This is a genomic window from Gammaproteobacteria bacterium, from assembly GCA_015709695.1.
Classification (GTDB): Bacteria; Pseudomonadota; Gammaproteobacteria; order Steroidobacterales.
In genome coordinates this window covers 1,552,503-1,567,977 of sequence record CP054183.1, presented here as the reverse complement: position 1 = coordinate 1,567,977, position 15,475 = coordinate 1,552,503, and the positions used below count along the sequence as shown (strand labels likewise).

Here is a 15,475-nt window from a genome sequence, read left to right as displayed (position 1 = left end):
ATGCAGGCATCGCTGCGCCGGCCGCCGGATGCGCCGGAGACCACCCGCTTCGCGCCGAGCCCGAGCGGCCGGCTGCATCTCGGCCATGCGCTGGCCGCCATGACCGCCGCGCGACTGGCAGAGGGCAGTGGCGGCCGCTTCCTGTTGCGCATCGAGGATATCGACACCACGCGCTGCCGTCCGGAGTTCGTCGCCGGCATCATCGAGGATCTGGCCTGGCTCGGGCTGCGCTGGGAGCAGCCGGTGCTGCAGCAGTCGACGCGCCTGGCGGACTACCGGGCCGCGCTCGCCGCTCTCGCCGCGCGCGGCCTGGCCTATCCCTGCTTCTGCACCCGCGCCGACATCGCCGCGGAGATCGCCGCCATGCCGGCGGCTCCGCAGGGCCCCGAGGGGCCGCTGTATCCGGGCACCTGCCGCAACCTGCCCGCCGGGCAGCGGCAGCAGCGGCTGGCGGCCGGCGAGCCCCATGCCTGGCGGCTGGATGCCGGCGCCTGCGCCGCTGCATCGGGCGGCCGCGAACTGTGGTTCGAGGAAACCGGGCGGGGCCCGGCGGGCGAAGCGGGCCGCCAGAACGTGGCGCCATCCGCCTGTGGCGACATCGTGCTCGGTCGCAGGGATGTCGGCGTCAGCTACCACCTGGCCGTGGTGCTCGACGATCACCTGCAGGGCGTGACCCTGGTGACCCGCGGCGAGGACCTGTTCGCCGCCACCCCGGTGCAACGCCTGCTGCAGGCCGTGCTCGGTCTCGAGCCGCCGCGCTACCACCACCACCGGCTGCTGCGCGACGCCAGCGGGCGGCGCCTCGCCAAGCGCGACCGCGACCTGGAGATCGCCGCGCTGCGCGCGCGGGGCCTCGCTCCGGCCGCGGTGATGGCGCTGGCGCAGGGCGACTGAGCCCTGCTAACTTGCCGGCCATGTCTGTCGAAACTTCCTTGCTGGTGACCAAGGCCAACGGCGAGCGGGTGCCCTACGATGTCGCGAAGCTGCGCCACTCGCTGGAGCGCGCGGGCGCCACGCCGGAGATGAGCGCGGCCATCGCCACGGCAATCCGGCCGGAGCTGGAGCCAGGCATCAGCACGCGGCGCCTGTACAAGCTGGCCTTCCGGCTGCTGCACCGCCGGTCCAGGCGGGTAGCCGGCCGCTACCGGCTGAAGCAGGCCATCCTCGACCTCGGGCCCTCGGGGTTTCCCTTCGAGGACTTCGTGGCCCGCATCCTCGGGGACGAGGGCTACCGCGTGCAGCTGCGGGTGATGGTCGAGGGGCGCTGCGTCCGCCACGAGGTCGATGTCGTCGCCGATCGCGGGCATCAGCACTTCCTGGTGGAGTGCAAGTATCACAATGTCCCCGGCCGGGTCTGCGACGTGAAGATCCCGCTGTACATCCAGGCGCGCTTCACCGACGTGGCGCAGCGCTGGCAGCAGCAGCCGGGCAACGGCGAGCGCTTCCACCAGGGCTGGCTGGTGACCAACACCCGCTTCAGCAGCGATGCGCTGCGCTATGGCCAGTGCGTCGGCCTGCAGCTGGTGGGCTGGGACCAGCCCGCCGGGGGCAGTCTGCGCGAGCGCATCGACCGCTCCGGGCTGCATCCGCTGACCTGCCTCGGCGTGCTCTCGCGGGCGGAGAAGACACGCCTGCTCGAACAGGGCCTGGTGCTGGCCCGTGACGTGCTGGCGCGACCTGATGCACTCGATACGCTGCGACTGCCGGCGCCGCGTCGCGCACGTCTGCTGAAGGAGGCGACGGAGCTGTGCCGGGACTGACCCCGCAGCGGCCCTGAAGCGGGCCGCGCCGGCGCCCGCCTTCAGGTGGCCTGCGGCCGGGCCTGGCGGAACAGCTCGCCGAGCTGGCGAAAGTCCGCGCCGCGTGCCGAGCGGCGGCGCCAGCACAGGGCAATTTCGCGGCCCGCGCCACCGGGCAGCGGCCAGGTGCGTACGCGGGTGTGCCGCAGCAGTCCCGAGCCCGCCGCCATTTCCGGCACGAAGCTGATGCCGAGGTCGCTGTCGACCATTTCCAGCAGGGTGTGCAGGCTCGAGGCGGCGAAGGGGCTGACCCGGCTACGGCTGCGCAGGCGGCAGGCGGCGAGGGCATGCTCGCGCATGCAGTGGCCTTCCTCCAGCAGCAGGATGGACTCCGGCGCCAGGCGGTTCACCACGAAATGCCGCGGGTCGGTGAGGCGCGTGTCCTCCCGGCAGGCCAGCAGGAAGCGCTCCTCGAACAGCGGCATGACCTCGGTGCCACGCAGCTCGTGCGGCAGGGCGACCAGCAGCAGGTCCAGCGTGCCCTGCGCCAGTTCGTCGAGCAGCGTATCGGTCAGCGCCTCGCGGATGAACAGCTGCAGCGCCGGGAACTTGCGCCGCAGCCGTGGCAGCGCCGCGGGCAGCAGGAAGGGCGCGATGGTGGGGATGACTCCGAGGCGCAGCGGGCCGCTGAGCGCCTGCCGGCGCTCCCGCGCCATGTCCACCAGGCTCTCGATGTCGCCGAGGCAGAGCCGCGCCTGCGTGGCGATGTCGTGCCCGGCGCGGGTGATGGTGACGCGCCGGTTGGTCCGTTCCACCAGGCTGACGCCGAGCAGGCCCTCGAGCTCGCGGATGGCCACGCTGAAGGCGGATTGCGAGACACAGCAGGCCGCTGCCGCCCGGCCGAAGTGACCGAGGCGCTCCAGGGTGACGAAGTAGCGCAGCTGGCGCACCGTCGGCAGGTGGCGGGGTTGCGCTGCCTGGTTTCCGGCCCGGGCCATGGTTCATCCAGAAAGGCGAACAATCCGATCGCAACATTCTACTGGAATGATTCGGGCGACGGGCTAGGATAGGGCTGTGGAAAACCAGAGGAGAATCCCGTGGCCATCGATATCGGCATCAAGGAGAAGGACCGCAAGGCGATCGCGGAGGGGCTCGGCAAGCTGCTGGCAGACAGCTACACGCTGTACCTGAAGACGCACAACTACCACTGGAACGTCACCGGGCCCATGTTCAACACGCTGCACCTCATGTTCGAGGCGCAGTACACCGAGCTGGCGCTGGCGGTGGACGTCATCGCCGAGCGCATCCGTGCCCTGGGCTATCCGGCGCCGGGCTCCTACCAGGCCTTCGCCCGGCTCACCGCCATCAAGGAGGAAACCGGCGTGCCCGGCGCGGAGGACATGATCCGCAACCTGGTGACGGGCCAGGAGACGGTGGTGCGCACGGCGCGCAAGCTGTTCCCGCTGGTGGACAAGGCGGGTGATGAACCGACGGCCGACCTGCTGACCCAGCGCATGCAGATCCACGAGAAGACCGCGTGGATGCTGCGCAGCCTGCTGGAAGACGCCTGATCCCGCCGCACGGGGGCGCCGCGGGCGACGGCTCGCGACGCCTCCGTTTTGCTATTCTCTGCGCCGTGTTTCCAGCGGGGTGATTCCATGGCCGAGCGGCGCATCATGTTCGTGTTCCCGGGGCAGGGCTCGCAGTACCGGGGGATGGGCAGCGACCTCTGCGCTGACTACAGCGTCGCCCGCGAAACCTACGCCGAGGCCAGCGAGGCGCTCGGCTATGACATGGCGCGGCTGTCCTTCGAGGATCCGGCCGGCGAGATCGGCCTCACCCGCCACACCCAGCCGGCGCTGCTCACCCACGAGGTGGCCTGCCTGCGCGTGTTCCAGGCGCTGGTGGGCAGGCCCGTGCTGCCGCTGCTCGCCGCCGGGCACAGCCTCGGCGAGTACACGGCGCTGGTCGCCGCCGGCAGCCTCGGCTTCGCCGATGGCCTGCGCCTGGTGCGGCGCCGGGGCGAGCTGATGGGCGAGCACGGCGAGGGCGGCATGCTGGCGCTGGGCCTCGATGCCGCCGCGGCCCGCGCCATCGCCGACCGGCACTACTGCCAGGTGGCGAGCATCAACCTGCCCGAGCAGACGGTCGTCGGCGGCCGCGAGGCCGACCTCGAGGCGCTGGCCGCGGAGATGGAGCAGACCAGCCCGCGCAAGCGCGCCATCAGGCTGGCGACCGAAGGCGCATTCCATACCTACCTGATGGTGGAGGCGGCACGGCGCTTCCGCGAGACCCTCGATGCCACGCCCTTCGCGCCGCTGGCCATCGGCGTGCTGTCCAACTACACCGCCAGCCTGCACGATGCCGCGGCGGGCGCGATCCGCACGCGGCTGTTCTTCCAGCTCTTCAATCCCGTGGACTGGGTGGGCTGCCTGGCGACCGCCATGCAGCAGGGGATCAGCCACATGATCGAGTTCGGCGGCGGCATCGGCAGCGGCGAGGGCCCTGCCGACAAGCGCCCCAACCTCGAGAGCATCGTGCGCAAGACCCTCAAGGGATCGAACTACGAGGCGCAGTACGCGGCGGCGATCAACAGCGCCACGCTGCGCGCGGCGGCGGAGCAGTTCGCGGCCTGAGGCCGGCGGATTCCCGGGCGCGCCGGCCGTGGCGCCGGGATGGCGGGCTTCTCAATTGCCCGAGCCCTCGCGCCGCCGTGCCGCCCGCAGCAGCAGCACGAAGGTCACCGGCGTGGTGAGGGTCATGAACAGGCCGAGCACGATCTCGTGCAGCACCGGCCGTGTCTCCAGACTGGAGAACAGCAGCATCGACGCCAGCAGGATGCATCCCGTGCCGAGCGTGGTCCCGAGCGTCGGTGCGTGCACGCGCTCGTGGAAGGTGCCGAGTCGCAGCAGGCCGAGCGCGCCGACCAGCGTCAGCGCGGCCCCGCACAGGGCCAGCAGCGCGACCGGCACGGCCACCACCCACGGCAGGTCGGCGAACTGGGCCATCAGCCCGTCCCTTTGCGGCGGCTCATTCGATCACCTCGCCGCGCAGCAGGAAGCGGGCGAGTGCCGCGGTCGAGACGAAACCGAGCGTGCCGATCACCAGGGCGGCATCGAAGTAGTGGCCGACGCCGCTGCGCATGCCGAGCAGCAGCAGCACCAGCATCGCGCTGACGTACAGCGTGTCGAGGGCCAGCACCCGGTCCTGGGCGCGCGGCCCGCGCATCAGCCGCAGCGTAGCCAGGGCCATCGCCAGCGTCAGCAGGCCCTGGGCCAGCAACAGGCTGCCATCGAGGAGCAGGGCGGTCATTCGAAGATCTCCTGCAGGCGCCGCTCGTAGCGGTCCTTGATGATGCGGGTCCAGGCCGACCTGTCGACCAGGTCGAGGACGTGGATGGTGAGGATGCCGCGTCCGGCATCGTAACGCCCCCAGGCAGTACCGGGCGTCGCGGTGATGATGCAGGCCAGGGTGGCGAGCCCTGCCGGGTCGCGCAGCTGCAGCGGAATGTCGAGGAATCCCGCGGTCTGGTTGCGCGTGCCCCGGAACAGGATGATGCGTGCCACGGCGATATTGGAGCGCACCACGTCGATGGCGACTTCCAGCAGCAGCCGGAAGGCGGTGCGGCCGCGTCGCCAGGCGGCAGCCTGTGCCGGCACCGGGTCGGCCGGGGGCTGCAGCCTGCGATAGGCGCGACAGGCAACCAGGGCGATGAGCGCGCCCAGCAGCACATCGCCGGCCCACAGGCTCTGGTTCAGGGCCAGCCACAGCGCCGTGAGCGACAGCCACAAGCACAGGCCGGACAGCCGCTCCCTCAATCGAGCACCCCTTCCAGGTAATCATGCGGCGCATGCAGCGCCTGCGCCGTGTCCCCCAGATACTGCATCACCGGGCCGGCCTGCACCACCAGCAGGATGGCGGCGCCGAGCAGCAGCAGCACGGCCATCATCTCGATGGCGCTGACGCGGGCCGCCAGCGGCTGCGCCGGCATCCAGAAGATGCGCGCGCCGATGCGGCTGGCCGCCACCAGGGTCGACAGCCCGGACAGCAGCAGCAGCGACATCAGCATCCAGGCGGACGCGCCGACCGGCTCCGGGCGGATCAGGGCATCGAGGAGCGCCAGCTTGGCGACGAATCCGGGCATGGGTGGCAGCCCGGCCACCAGCAGGGCGCAGACGACGAACGACATGCCGAGGAACGCCCAGGCCGCCGGGATGGCAACCCCGACCTCCTCGCGGTCCTCGGCTTCGAAGCTGCCGACCGACTCCTCGGTGATGCTGCGCACGCCCGCCTCGCCACCGCTGCGTTCCATCGGCTCGATCAGCAGGAACAGCGTGCCCAGGCCCAGCGTCGAGGCAACGAGGTAGTAGAGGCTGGCAGCGCTCACTGCGGGATCGCCCGTTCCCAGCGCGGCGAGCAGGGTGCCGCAGGAGACGATCAGGCTGCAGGTCGCCAGCCGCGACAGGCTGGGCGAGCTGAAGACGCCGATGGCGCCCACGGCGAGCGTCAGCAGGCCGCCGGCGATCAGGACTTCCTGGCCGAAGTGCGGCGCCGCCTCCGTGCCGCCGAAGAACAGCAGCCAGACCCGCAGGATGGCGTAGATGCCGACCTTGGTGAGGATGACGAACACGGCGGCGGCCGGTGCGCAGGCCATGCCATAGGCTCGCGGCAGCCAGAAGCACAGGGGCCACATGCCGGCCTTCACCAGGAAGGCGATGCCGAGCACGGCGGCACCGGCTTCGAGCAATGTCCGGCCGGTGCCTGCCGTCGCCGGGATGCGCAGCGCCAGGTCCGCCAGATTGAGCGTGCCGGTGACGCCGTAGATCAGGGCGACGCCCACCAGGAACAGCAGCGCCGCGGCCAGGTTGACCACGATGTAATGCAGGCCCGCCTGCACGCGCGCGGCGCCGGCGCCATGCAGCGCCAGCCCGTAGGAGGCGGCGAGGAACACCTCGAAGAACACGAACAGGTTGAACAGGTCCCCGGTGAGGAAGGCGCCATTGACGCCCATGAGCAGCACCAGCACCAGGCTGTGGAAGCGGGGTCCGGCACGATCCCAGCGCGCGAACGAGAACACCAGCGCCGCCAGCGCCAGCAGCGAGGCGAGCAGGACCATCAGTGCCGCGAGCCGGTCGGCCACCAGCACGATGCCGAACGGCGCCGGCCAGCCGCCGAGGCGGTAGACGGCCGGCGGCCCCTGGCCCGCCTGCTGTACCAGCAGGGCCGCCACGGCCAATACGGCCAGCATGGTCAGCGAGGAGACCATGCGCTTGACCATGCGGCGTTGCTCGCTGACGAAGAGCATCAGTGCCGCCGCGGCCAGCGGCAGCACGATCGGCAGCACCACCAGATGTGGCTGCCAGCGGATCACTGCCCGCCCTCGCGACCGTCCACGTGGTCGGTGCCGGCCAGGCCACGCGCGGCCAGCAGCACCACCAGCAGCAGGGCCGTCATGGCGAAGCCGATGACGATGGCGGTCAGCACCAGCGCCTGGGGCAGCGGGTCCGCCAGCAGGGCGGCGTCCGGTGCCGGCCCGGCGGGCACGATCGGCGCCGCCCCGGACTTCAGGCCGCCCATGCCGAAGAGGAACAGATTCACCGCATTGGAGAGCAGCGACAGGCCGATGACCACCTGGAAGGTCCGCGGGCGCAGCAGCAGCCAGGTGCCCGCGCCGGCGAGCACGCCGATGGCGAGTGACAGGATCAGCTCTGCCATGGCGAGGGTTCCAGCTGGCGCGCCTGGCGTTCGCCGCGCACCGACTGGTGGGCGAGCGTGATCAGCATGAGGATCGTCACTCCCAGGACGAGGAGGAACACCCCGAGGTCGAACAGCACCGCGCTCGGCAGGTGCAGTTCGCCCAGCCAGGGCAGGTCAGCGTGCCAGACCCCCGAGGCGAGAAACGGCCGCGCGAACCACCAGGAGCCGGCGCCGGTGGCCACGGCCAGCAGCAGGCCCAGGCCCATCCACTGCAGCGGCCGTATCCTCAGGCGCGCCTCGAGCCAGCGGGTGCCACCCGCCATGGCCTGGAGGCTGATGCCGATGGCCAGCGTCAGCCCGGCGACGAAGCCGCCACCCGGCTGGTTGTGGCCGCGGAGCAGGAAGTACAGCGCGAGTACCACGGACACCGGCAGCATCAGCCGCATGATCACCGCCGGCACCTGCATCTCCCGCTCCAGGTCCGCTTCCGGGAGGCCCTGCTGCGGCGGCGGCCGGGTGCTCTCGGGCGCCGGCCGGAAGCGTCGCAGCAGCGAATACAGCGCCAGGCCGGCGACCGCCAGCACGGTGATCTCGCCGAGGGTATCGAAGCCGCGGAAGTCGACCAGGATCACGTTGACGACATTGGTGCCGCCACCCCTGTCGAAGGCGTGCGCCACGAAGAACCGGGAGATGCGCTCCACCGGTGCCTGGCTCATCGCCAGGTACGACAACAGTGCCAGGCCACCGCCCGCGGCGATGGCCAGCAGCAGGTCCAGACTGCGCCTGGGCAGCGCCGCCAGCGCGCCGGCGCGGGTCGCGGCGAACGGGATGCGCCGGGGCAGCCAGCGCAGCCCGAGCAGCAGCATCACCGTGGTGACGATCTCCACCAGGAACTGCGTCAGCGCCAGGTCCGGCGCGGAGAACCAGATGAAGGTCATGCAGGTGACCAGTCCGGCACCCCCGGCCAGCATCAGTGCAGCCAGCCGGTGGAACTTCGCCTGCTGGGCGGCGACCAGCGCACAGCCGCCCCCCACCACCCAGGCCAGGCCGAAGAGCCAGTCGGCTGGCGCGGCCTGCGAGGGTGCCGCCAGGCCGCCGCCGGCGAGGCTGCCGCGCCAGGCGGGAACCGCCGCGGCGACGACCGCGGCGGCAACCATCCAGCGCAGCTGCGGCTGCAGGCGCTGCGGGTTCAGCCAGCCCTCGAGCCGGCCGGCGGCGCGACGCGTCAGCTCCAGCGTGCGCTCGAACACCACCCGGCCATCGACCGGTGGCAGCAGCGGGATGCCTTCCTCCCCGGCCTCCAGGCGGGCGCGCAGCAGCCGGTAGAGCAGGGCACCGCCCGCCAGCGCGGCCAGGCTCATGGCGAACGGCAGGCTGAAGCCATGCCAGACCGCGATGCGGTAGGCCGGGGTGTCGCCGCCGAGCACGGCCGGCACCGCGATGTCGAGCAGTGGCCGCACGGTGATGCCCGGCATGACGCCGACCAGCACGCAGGCCAGCACCAGCAGCTCGATCGGAAAGCGCATCCAGCGCGGCGGTTCGCGTGGCTGGCGCGGCAGGTCGAGCGGATCCGGCCCGAAGAAGGCACCGATGATGAAGCGCAGCGAGTAGGCGACGCCGAAGGCGCCGGCGGCGATCGCCACGTACGGCAGGGCGCGGTCGACCAGCGGTACGGGCCCGCTGACGCCCAGCGATGCGGAGAAGAACATCTCCTTCGACAGGAAGCCGTTGAGCAGCGGCACACCGGCCATGGCCGCGGCTGCCACCATGGCGGCCGTGGCGGTGATCGGCATGTAGCGCACCAGGCCCGACAGCCGGCGGATATCGCGGGTGCCGGCTTCATGGTCGATGACACCCACCGCCATGAACAGCGAGGCCTTGAAGGTCGCATGGTTGAGGATGTGGAAGATGGCGGCCACGGTTGCCAGCGGGCTGTTCAGGCCGAGCAGCGCGGTGATCAGCCCGAGGTGGCTGATGGTCGAATACGCCAGCAGGCCCTTCAGGTCCTGCTGGAAAATGGCGATGAACGCACCCAGCACGAAGGTCACCAGGCCGGCGAGGCCGACACTCAGCATCCAGGCATCGGTGCCCGCCAGCACGGGCCACAGCCGTACCAGCAGGAAGACGCCGAGCTTGACCATCGCCGCGGAGTGCAGGTACGCGGATACCGGCGTCGGCGCCACCATCGCCTGCGGCAGCCAGAAATGCCAGGGAAACTGCGCGCTCTTGGTGAGCGCGCCGGCCACGACCAGCAGCAGCGCAGGCAGGTACAGCGCGTGCCCGCGGACGAGGTCGCCGGCGGCGAGCACCACGTCGAGGTCGTAGCTGCCGACCATGCGGCCGATGAGCAGCACGCCGGCGAACAGTGCCAGGCCGCCGCTGCCGGTCACCAGCAGCGCCATGCGCGCGCCATTGCGTGCCGCGGGGTTGTGGTGCCAGTAGCCGATGAGCATGAAGGAGGACAGGCTGGTCAGCTCCCAGAACAGCACCAGCTGCACCAGGTTGCCCGACAGCACCACGCCGAGCATGCTGGCCATGAAGGACAGGAAGAAGGCGAAGAAGCGCGGCACCGGATCCCGCGGCGACATGTAGTAGCGGGCGTAGATCACCACCAGCAGGCCGATGCCGGTGATGATCAGCGAGAACATCCAGGCAAAGCCGTCCATGCGCAGCGCGAATGCCAGCCCCAGCGCGGGCAGCCACTCGAGCGTCAGGCGCAGTGTTTCGCCGCGCGCCAGCTGCGGATAGCAGCCGAGCAGCAGCAGGAAGGCCGCGAGCGAGCAGATGGCGGCCAGCCAGGCCTCGGCATTGCGTGCGTTGACGCGGAACAGCAGTGCGCCGACGGCGCCGGCGGCCGGCAGCGCAAGGATCAGTGGCAGCAGCAGCGATGCCGGCATCCGTCACGGGCTCCTTTGCGGGTCAGGCGCGGCTGCAGCCCGGGTGGCCCGGTCGACAGTCCGACATGTGCGGCACCCCGGCCGGGATCCCGCGGTGCCAGGTCGCGTGGTGACTGGCCGGTGGCGGGGGTGGCGGAATCGAGTCTATCAGGCCTGCTCGAGTTCGAGCAGCGTGCCGCAGAAATCCTTCGGATGCAGGAACAGCACCGGCTTGCCGTGTGCGCCGGTCCGCGGCTCGCCATCGCCCAGCACGCGGGCACCGGCGGCACGCAACTGGTCACGCGCCGCGAGGATGTCGGCGACCTCGTAGCAGAGGTGGTGGATGCCGCCCGAGGGATTCGCCTCGAGGAACCGGCCGATGGGCGAGGCCTCGCCCAGCGGGTGCAGCAGCTCGATCTTGGTATTCGGCAGCTCGACGAACACCGTGGTGACGCCGTGCGCGGGCAGCGGCAGCGGCGCGGAGACGCGCGCGCCGAGGGTGTCGCGGTACAGGGCCGTGGCGGCCTCCAGGTCGGGGACGACGATGGCGACGTGGTTGAGCTTGCCGATCACGATGCAGCCTTTCCGGACTTGAGGAAGATGTCGACGAGTTCCGCGGCGGCGACCCGTGGTGCGGCCGTTCCCGCGGCCACGGCAGCCTCGATGGCATCGAGCCGGCCCTGCATGCCGCGGTCGGCGCGCAGGGCATCGATGAGGGTTTCCGCCATCTCGCTCCACAGCCAGGCGCGGGCCTGGCTGGCGCGGTTGGCGGCGAAGTCGCCGCTGGCGGTGACCGCGACACGGAAGCGGCCGATGGCGTCCCAGGCCGCGGCGATGCCCGCGCCGTCGCGCGCGGAGCAGGCCTGCACCGGTACCTGCCAGGCCGCGGCGCGCCGCTGCAGCAGGCGCAGCGCGTTGCGGTAATCGGTGGCGGCGCGCTCGGCGGCGGCCTGCAGGTCGCCGTCGCACTTGTTGACCAGCACCAGGTCGGCGCGCTCCATGATGCCGCGCTTGATGCCCTGCAGTTCGTCGCCGCCACCGGGCAGCAGCAGCAGCACGAACATGTCGGTCATCTCCGCCACCGCGGTCTCCGACTGGCCGACGCCGACGGTTTCCACCAGGATCACGTCGAAGCCGGCGGCCTCGCTCACCAGCATCGCCTCGCGGCTGTGGCGGGTGACGCCGCCAAGCGTGCGGCCGGCGGGAGAGGGGCGGATGAAGGCCTCGAGGCGGCGCCCGAGCGTCTCCATGCGCGTCTTGTCGCCGAGGATCGAGCCGCCGCTGATGGCCGAGGAGGGATCCACCGCCAGCACCGCGACCTTGTGGCCCTGGTCGATGACATGGTTGCCGAGCGCCTCGATGAAGGTCGACTTGCCCACCCCCGGCACGCCGCTCACGCCGATGCGGATGGAGCGCCCGGCATGGGGTGCCAGCAGCTCGAGCAGCCGGTTGGCCGGCCCCTGGTCCTCGCGCCGCGCCGATTCCACCAGGGTAATGGCGCGCGCCAGCGCCCGGCGGTCACCGGCGCGGACCTGTCCGGCGAGCTCGTCAGGGTTCAGTGCGCGCCGGGCGCTCATGCGGACGTGGGGCCGCCGGCCTAGTCGAAGGCCAGGATCGGCTGGTCCACCGCGAGGCTCTGGCCCTCGGTGGCGAGGATCTTGCCGACTTTCACGTCGTCGGTGGCGCGCAGGCTGTTCTCCATCTTCATGGCCTCGACCACCGCGAGCTCCTCGCCGGCCTTGATCTCGTCGCCGACCTTGACCGCCAGCCGTTTCAGCAGCCCCGGCATGGGCGAGAGCAGGAACTTCGACAGGTCCGGCGGCTGCTTCTCCAGCATAAGCGCTTCGACGGCCGCCGTGGACGGCGTGACCACCAGCGCGTCGACCTGCGAGCCGCGCCGCGTGAGCCGGTAGCGGATGCCGACGCGGTCGACCTGGATGCAGATGGCCTCGCCATTGACGCTGCCGCGCATCAGCGGCTGGCCCATCTGCCAGTCGCTGATGACCTCGTAGTCCGTGGTGCCGACCCGCACCCGGCAGCCACCCGGGATGGCCTGCACCGTCACCGCATGGTGGATGCGGTTGACGATGACGACGAAGGCATCGCCGACCACGCGCTCGTGGCTCGGCAGCTGGCCGGAGAGCCGTGCGGCACGGTCCATGAAGCGGCGGTGCACGCTGGCCGCCACCGCGATCAGCAGGCCGGGATCGGCCTGCGGCACGTCGGCGGCGCTGAAGCCGTCCGGATACTCCTCGGCGATGAAGCCGGTGCTGAGCCGGCCCTGGCGGAAGCGCTCCTTCGACAGCACCGCGTTGAGGAAACCGATGTTGTGCGACACGCCGCGGATGTAGTACGCATCGAGCGCGTCCTGCATGCGGTCGATGGCCTGGGCGCGGGTTTCGCCCCAGGTGACCAGCTTGGCGATCATCGGGTCGTAGAACATCGACACTTCGCTGCCTTCCTCGATGCCGGTGTCGATGCGCACGGCATCGCCGGCCTGCGGCGGCCGGCAGCGCACCAGGCGGCCGGTCGAGGGCAGGAAATTGCGGAACGGATCCTCGGCATAGACGCGCGCTTCCAGTGCCCAGCCCTTGAGCTTCACGTCCTTCTGGGAGAGCGGCAGCTTCTCGCCGGCGGCCACGCGGATCATGAGTTCCACGAGGTCCACGCCGGTGACCATCTCGGTCACCGGATGCTCGACCTGCAGGCGCGTGTTCATTTCCAGGAAGTAGAAGTTGCGGTTCTGGTCGGTGACGAACTCCACCGTGCCGGCGGAGCAGTAGTCCACGGCCTTCGCCAGCGCCACGGCCTGCTCGCCCATCGCCCTGCGGGTCTTCTCGTCGAGCAGCGGCGAGGGGGCTTCCTCCAGTACCTTCTGGTGCCGGCGCTGGATGGAGCATTCGCGCTCGCCCAGGTAGATGACATGCCCGTGCTGGTCGGCCAGCACCTGGATCTCGACGTGGCGCGGGTCCTCGATGAACTTCTCGGCGAACACGCGGCCATCGCCGAAGGAGGCGACCGCCTCGTTGGTGGCGCGCAGGAAGCCGTCGCGGCACTCGGCATCGTTGCGCACCACGCGCATGCCCTTGCCGCCGCCACCTGCCGAGGCCTTGAGCATCACCGGGTAGCCGATGCCGCGCGCGATCTCTACCGCGTGGTCGGCTCCCTCGATGACTCCGGTGAAGCCCGGGATGGTGGTGACGCCGGCCTTCTGCGCCAGCAGCTTGGAGGCGATCTTGTCGCCCATGCTGGTGATGGCGTGCGGCCGGGGGCCGATGAAGACGATGCCGGCCGCCGCCAGCGCCTCGGCGAAGGTGGCCCGCTCGGAGAGGAAGCCGAAGCCGGGGTGCACGGCCTCGGCGCCGGTGTCCCTGCAGGCCTGGATGATGCGCTCCGCGACCAGGTAGCTCTGTGCCGACGGCGAAGGGCCGATGTGCACGGCCTCGTCTGCCATGCGCACGTGGAGCGAACGCCGGTCGGCGTCGGAGTACACCGCCACGGTGCCGATGCCCATGCGGCGCGCGGTGCGGATGATGCGGCAGGCGATTTCGCCGCGGTTTGCGATGAGGATTTTCTTGAACATGTGCGATGCGGCCCCTGGTGCAGAGCGCGGGTCAGAGCGGGATGTTGCCGTGCTTGCGCCACGGGTTCTTCAGCTCCTTGTTGCGGAGCATGGCGAAGGAGCGGCAGACGCGCGCGCGGGTGTCGCGCGGCATGATGACGTCGTCGATGAAGCCGCGGGCGCCGGCGATGAACGGGTTGGCGAACTTCTGCCGGTACTCCTCGGTGCGCGCGGCGATGGCCGCCGGGTCGCCGATGTCCTTGCGGAAGATGATCTCCACCGCGCCCTTCGGGCCCATCACGGCGATCTCGGCGCTCGGCCAGGCGAAATTGACATCACCGCGCAGGTGCTTGGAGGCCATGACGTCGTAGGCGCCGCCGTAGGCCTTGCGGGTGATGACGGTGACCTTGGGCACCGTGGCCTCGGCGTAGGCGAACAGCAGCTTGGCGCCGTGCTTGATGATGCCGCCGTACTCCTGCGAGGTGCCGGGCATGAAGCCGGGCACGTCCTCGAGCGTCAGGATGGGGATGTTGAAGGCGTCGCAGAAGCGCACGAAGCGCGCGCCCTTTATCGAGGAGTCGATGTCCAGGCAGCCGGCCAGCACCATCGGCTGGTTGGCGACCACGCCCACCGTGGAGCCCTCGAGGCGGATGAAGCCGATGACGATGTTCTTCGCGTAGTCGGGCTGGATCTCGAAGAAGTCACCCTCGTCGGCCACCTTGAGGATCAGCTCCTTGATGTCGTAGGGCCGGGCCGGGTCGTCGGGCACCAGGGTGTCGAGCGAGGGCTCGGCGCGCAGCGGGGAATCCAGCGTCGGCCACACCGGCGGCTTCTCGCGGTTGCTGGCCGGCAGGAAGTTGAAGAAGCGGCGGGTGTTGAGCAGGGCCTCCAGGTCGTTCTCCATGGCGAGGTCGGCCACGCCGGACCTGGTGGTGTGGGTGACGGCGCCGCCGAGTTCCTCGGCCGTGACTTCCTCGTGGGTCACGGTCTTCACCACGTCCGGGCCGGTGACGAACATGTAGGAGCTGTCCTTCACCATGAAGGTGAAGTCGGTGATGGCCGGCGAGTACACGGCGCCGCCGGCGCAGGGGCCCATGATCAGCGAGATCTGCGGGATGACGCCGGAGGCCAGCATGTTGAGCTGGAAGACGTCGGCGTAGCCGCCCAGCGAGGAGACGCCCTCCTGGATGCGCGCGCCGCCGGAATCGTTGAGACCGATCAGCGGCGCGCCGACCTTCATCGCCTGTTCCATGATCTTGCAGATCTTCTTCGCATGCGATTCGGAGAGCGAGCCGCCGAACACGGTGAAGTCCTGGCTGAAGACGAACACCAGGCGGCCGTTGATGGTGCCGTAGCCGGTCACCACGCCGTCGCCCGGGATCTTCTGCTCGGCCATGCCGAAGTCCGTGCAGCGGTGCTCGACGAACATGTCCCATTCCTCGAAGCTGCCCTCGTCGAGCAGCAGCGCGATGCGCTCCCGCGCGGTGAGCTTGCCCTTGGCGTGCTGCAGCCCGATACGCTTGGTGCCACCGCCGAGCTTGGCAGCCTCGCGCTTGTCCTCGAGCTGCCGGATGATGTCTTGCATGCCTTGCTACTCCAGA

15 protein-coding genes are annotated in these 15,475 nt (G+C 70.6%); 4 read left to right on the top strand and 11 right to left on the bottom strand.

Annotated features, from left to right (window positions below; all coding sequences use genetic code 11):
• Together gluQRS and HRU81_07410 are read left to right on the top strand one after the other, a co-directional pair.
• Complete coding sequence (gluQRS, locus tag HRU81_07415) at positions 1–894, top strand: tRNA glutamyl-Q(34) synthetase GluQRS (GenBank protein ID QOJ31933.1); 894 nt, start codon at positions 1–3, stop codon at positions 892–894.
• A gap of 20 nt (positions 895–914) precedes the next feature.
• Entirely contained in the window at positions 915–1,760 is an 846-nt protein-coding gene (locus HRU81_07410) for a restriction endonuclease (GenBank protein QOJ31932.1), read from the top strand.
• A 41-nt stretch (positions 1,761–1,801) separates the two neighbouring features.
• On the opposite strand, the gene HRU81_07405 is transcribed toward HRU81_07410, so the two are convergent.
• Positions 1,802–2,737, bottom strand: coding sequence for a hydrogen peroxide-inducible genes activator (locus HRU81_07405; GenBank protein ID QOJ31931.1), 936 nt, complete (start codon positions 2,735–2,737; stop codon positions 1,802–1,804).
• Positions 2,738–2,836: 99 nt separating this feature from the next.
• Between HRU81_07405 and HRU81_07400 the strand changes: the two genes are divergently transcribed.
• Positions 2,837–3,310 (top strand): DNA starvation/stationary phase protection protein, encoded by a 474-nt coding sequence (locus HRU81_07400; protein QOJ31930.1) that lies wholly within the window; start codon positions 2,837–2,839, stop codon positions 3,308–3,310.
• Between the two features lie 87 nt (positions 3,311–3,397).
• Positions 3,398–4,375 carry an ACP S-malonyltransferase gene (locus HRU81_07395; GenBank protein QOJ31929.1) on the top strand — a complete coding sequence of 326 codons (978 nt, stop codon included), beginning with the start codon at positions 3,398–3,400 and terminating at the stop codon, positions 4,373–4,375.
• Between the two features lie 51 nt (positions 4,376–4,426).
• Here the strand turns inward: HRU81_07395 and HRU81_07390 are convergent, their stop codons facing one another.
• From HRU81_07390 to HRU81_07345, 10 genes are all read right to left on the bottom strand, one after another.
• Positions 4,427–4,747 carry a cation:proton antiporter gene (locus tag HRU81_07390; protein ID QOJ31928.1) on the bottom strand — a complete coding sequence of 107 codons (321 nt, stop codon included), beginning with the start codon at positions 4,745–4,747 and terminating at the stop codon, positions 4,427–4,429.
• Between the two features lie 22 nt (positions 4,748–4,769).
• Positions 4,770–5,051, bottom strand: coding sequence for a K+/H+ antiporter subunit F (locus HRU81_07385; GenBank protein ID QOJ31927.1), 282 nt, complete (start codon positions 5,049–5,051; stop codon positions 4,770–4,772).
• Positions 5,048–5,545 carry a Na+/H+ antiporter subunit E gene (locus HRU81_07380; protein QOJ33333.1) on the bottom strand — a complete coding sequence of 166 codons (498 nt, stop codon included), beginning with the start codon at positions 5,543–5,545 and terminating at the stop codon, positions 5,048–5,050. The genes HRU81_07385 and HRU81_07380 overlap by 4 nt, the downstream gene beginning before the upstream one ends.
• An 8-nt stretch (positions 5,546–5,553) precedes the next feature.
• Complete coding sequence (locus HRU81_07375) at positions 5,554–7,107, bottom strand: monovalent cation/H+ antiporter subunit D (GenBank protein ID QOJ33332.1); 1,554 nt, start codon at positions 7,105–7,107, stop codon at positions 5,554–5,556.
• Positions 7,107–7,454: a Na+/H+ antiporter subunit C gene (locus HRU81_07370; protein QOJ31926.1), complete on the bottom strand. Its 348-nt coding sequence runs from the start codon at positions 7,452–7,454 to the stop codon at positions 7,107–7,109. The genes HRU81_07375 and HRU81_07370 overlap by 1 nt, the downstream gene beginning before the upstream one ends.
• The gene (locus HRU81_07365) at positions 7,442–10,333 is read right to left on the bottom strand and encodes a monovalent cation/H+ antiporter subunit A (GenBank protein ID QOJ31925.1); all 2,892 of its coding nucleotides are present in this window, start codon (positions 10,331–10,333) and stop codon (positions 7,442–7,444) included. The genes HRU81_07370 and HRU81_07365 overlap by 13 nt, the downstream gene beginning before the upstream one ends.
• A gap of 147 nt (positions 10,334–10,480) precedes the next feature.
• Entirely contained in the window at positions 10,481–10,885 is a 405-nt protein-coding gene (mce, locus tag HRU81_07360; protein QOJ31924.1) for a methylmalonyl-CoA epimerase, read from the bottom strand.
• Complete coding sequence (meaB, locus tag HRU81_07355) at positions 10,882–11,889, bottom strand: methylmalonyl Co-A mutase-associated GTPase MeaB (GenBank protein QOJ31923.1); 1,008 nt, start codon at positions 11,887–11,889, stop codon at positions 10,882–10,884. Before meaB ends, mce begins: the two co-directional genes overlap by 4 nt.
• A gap of 20 nt (positions 11,890–11,909) precedes the next feature.
• On the bottom strand, positions 11,910–13,895 hold the full coding sequence (locus tag HRU81_07350) for an acetyl/propionyl/methylcrotonyl-CoA carboxylase subunit alpha (GenBank protein ID QOJ31922.1): 1,986 nt from the start codon (positions 13,893–13,895) through the stop codon (positions 11,910–11,912).
• Positions 13,896–13,926: 31 nt separating this feature from the next.
• Entirely contained in the window at positions 13,927–15,459 is a 1,533-nt protein-coding gene (locus HRU81_07345) for an acyl-CoA carboxylase subunit beta (GenBank protein ID QOJ31921.1), read from the bottom strand.
• Positions 15,460–15,475: the final 16 nt, after the last annotated feature.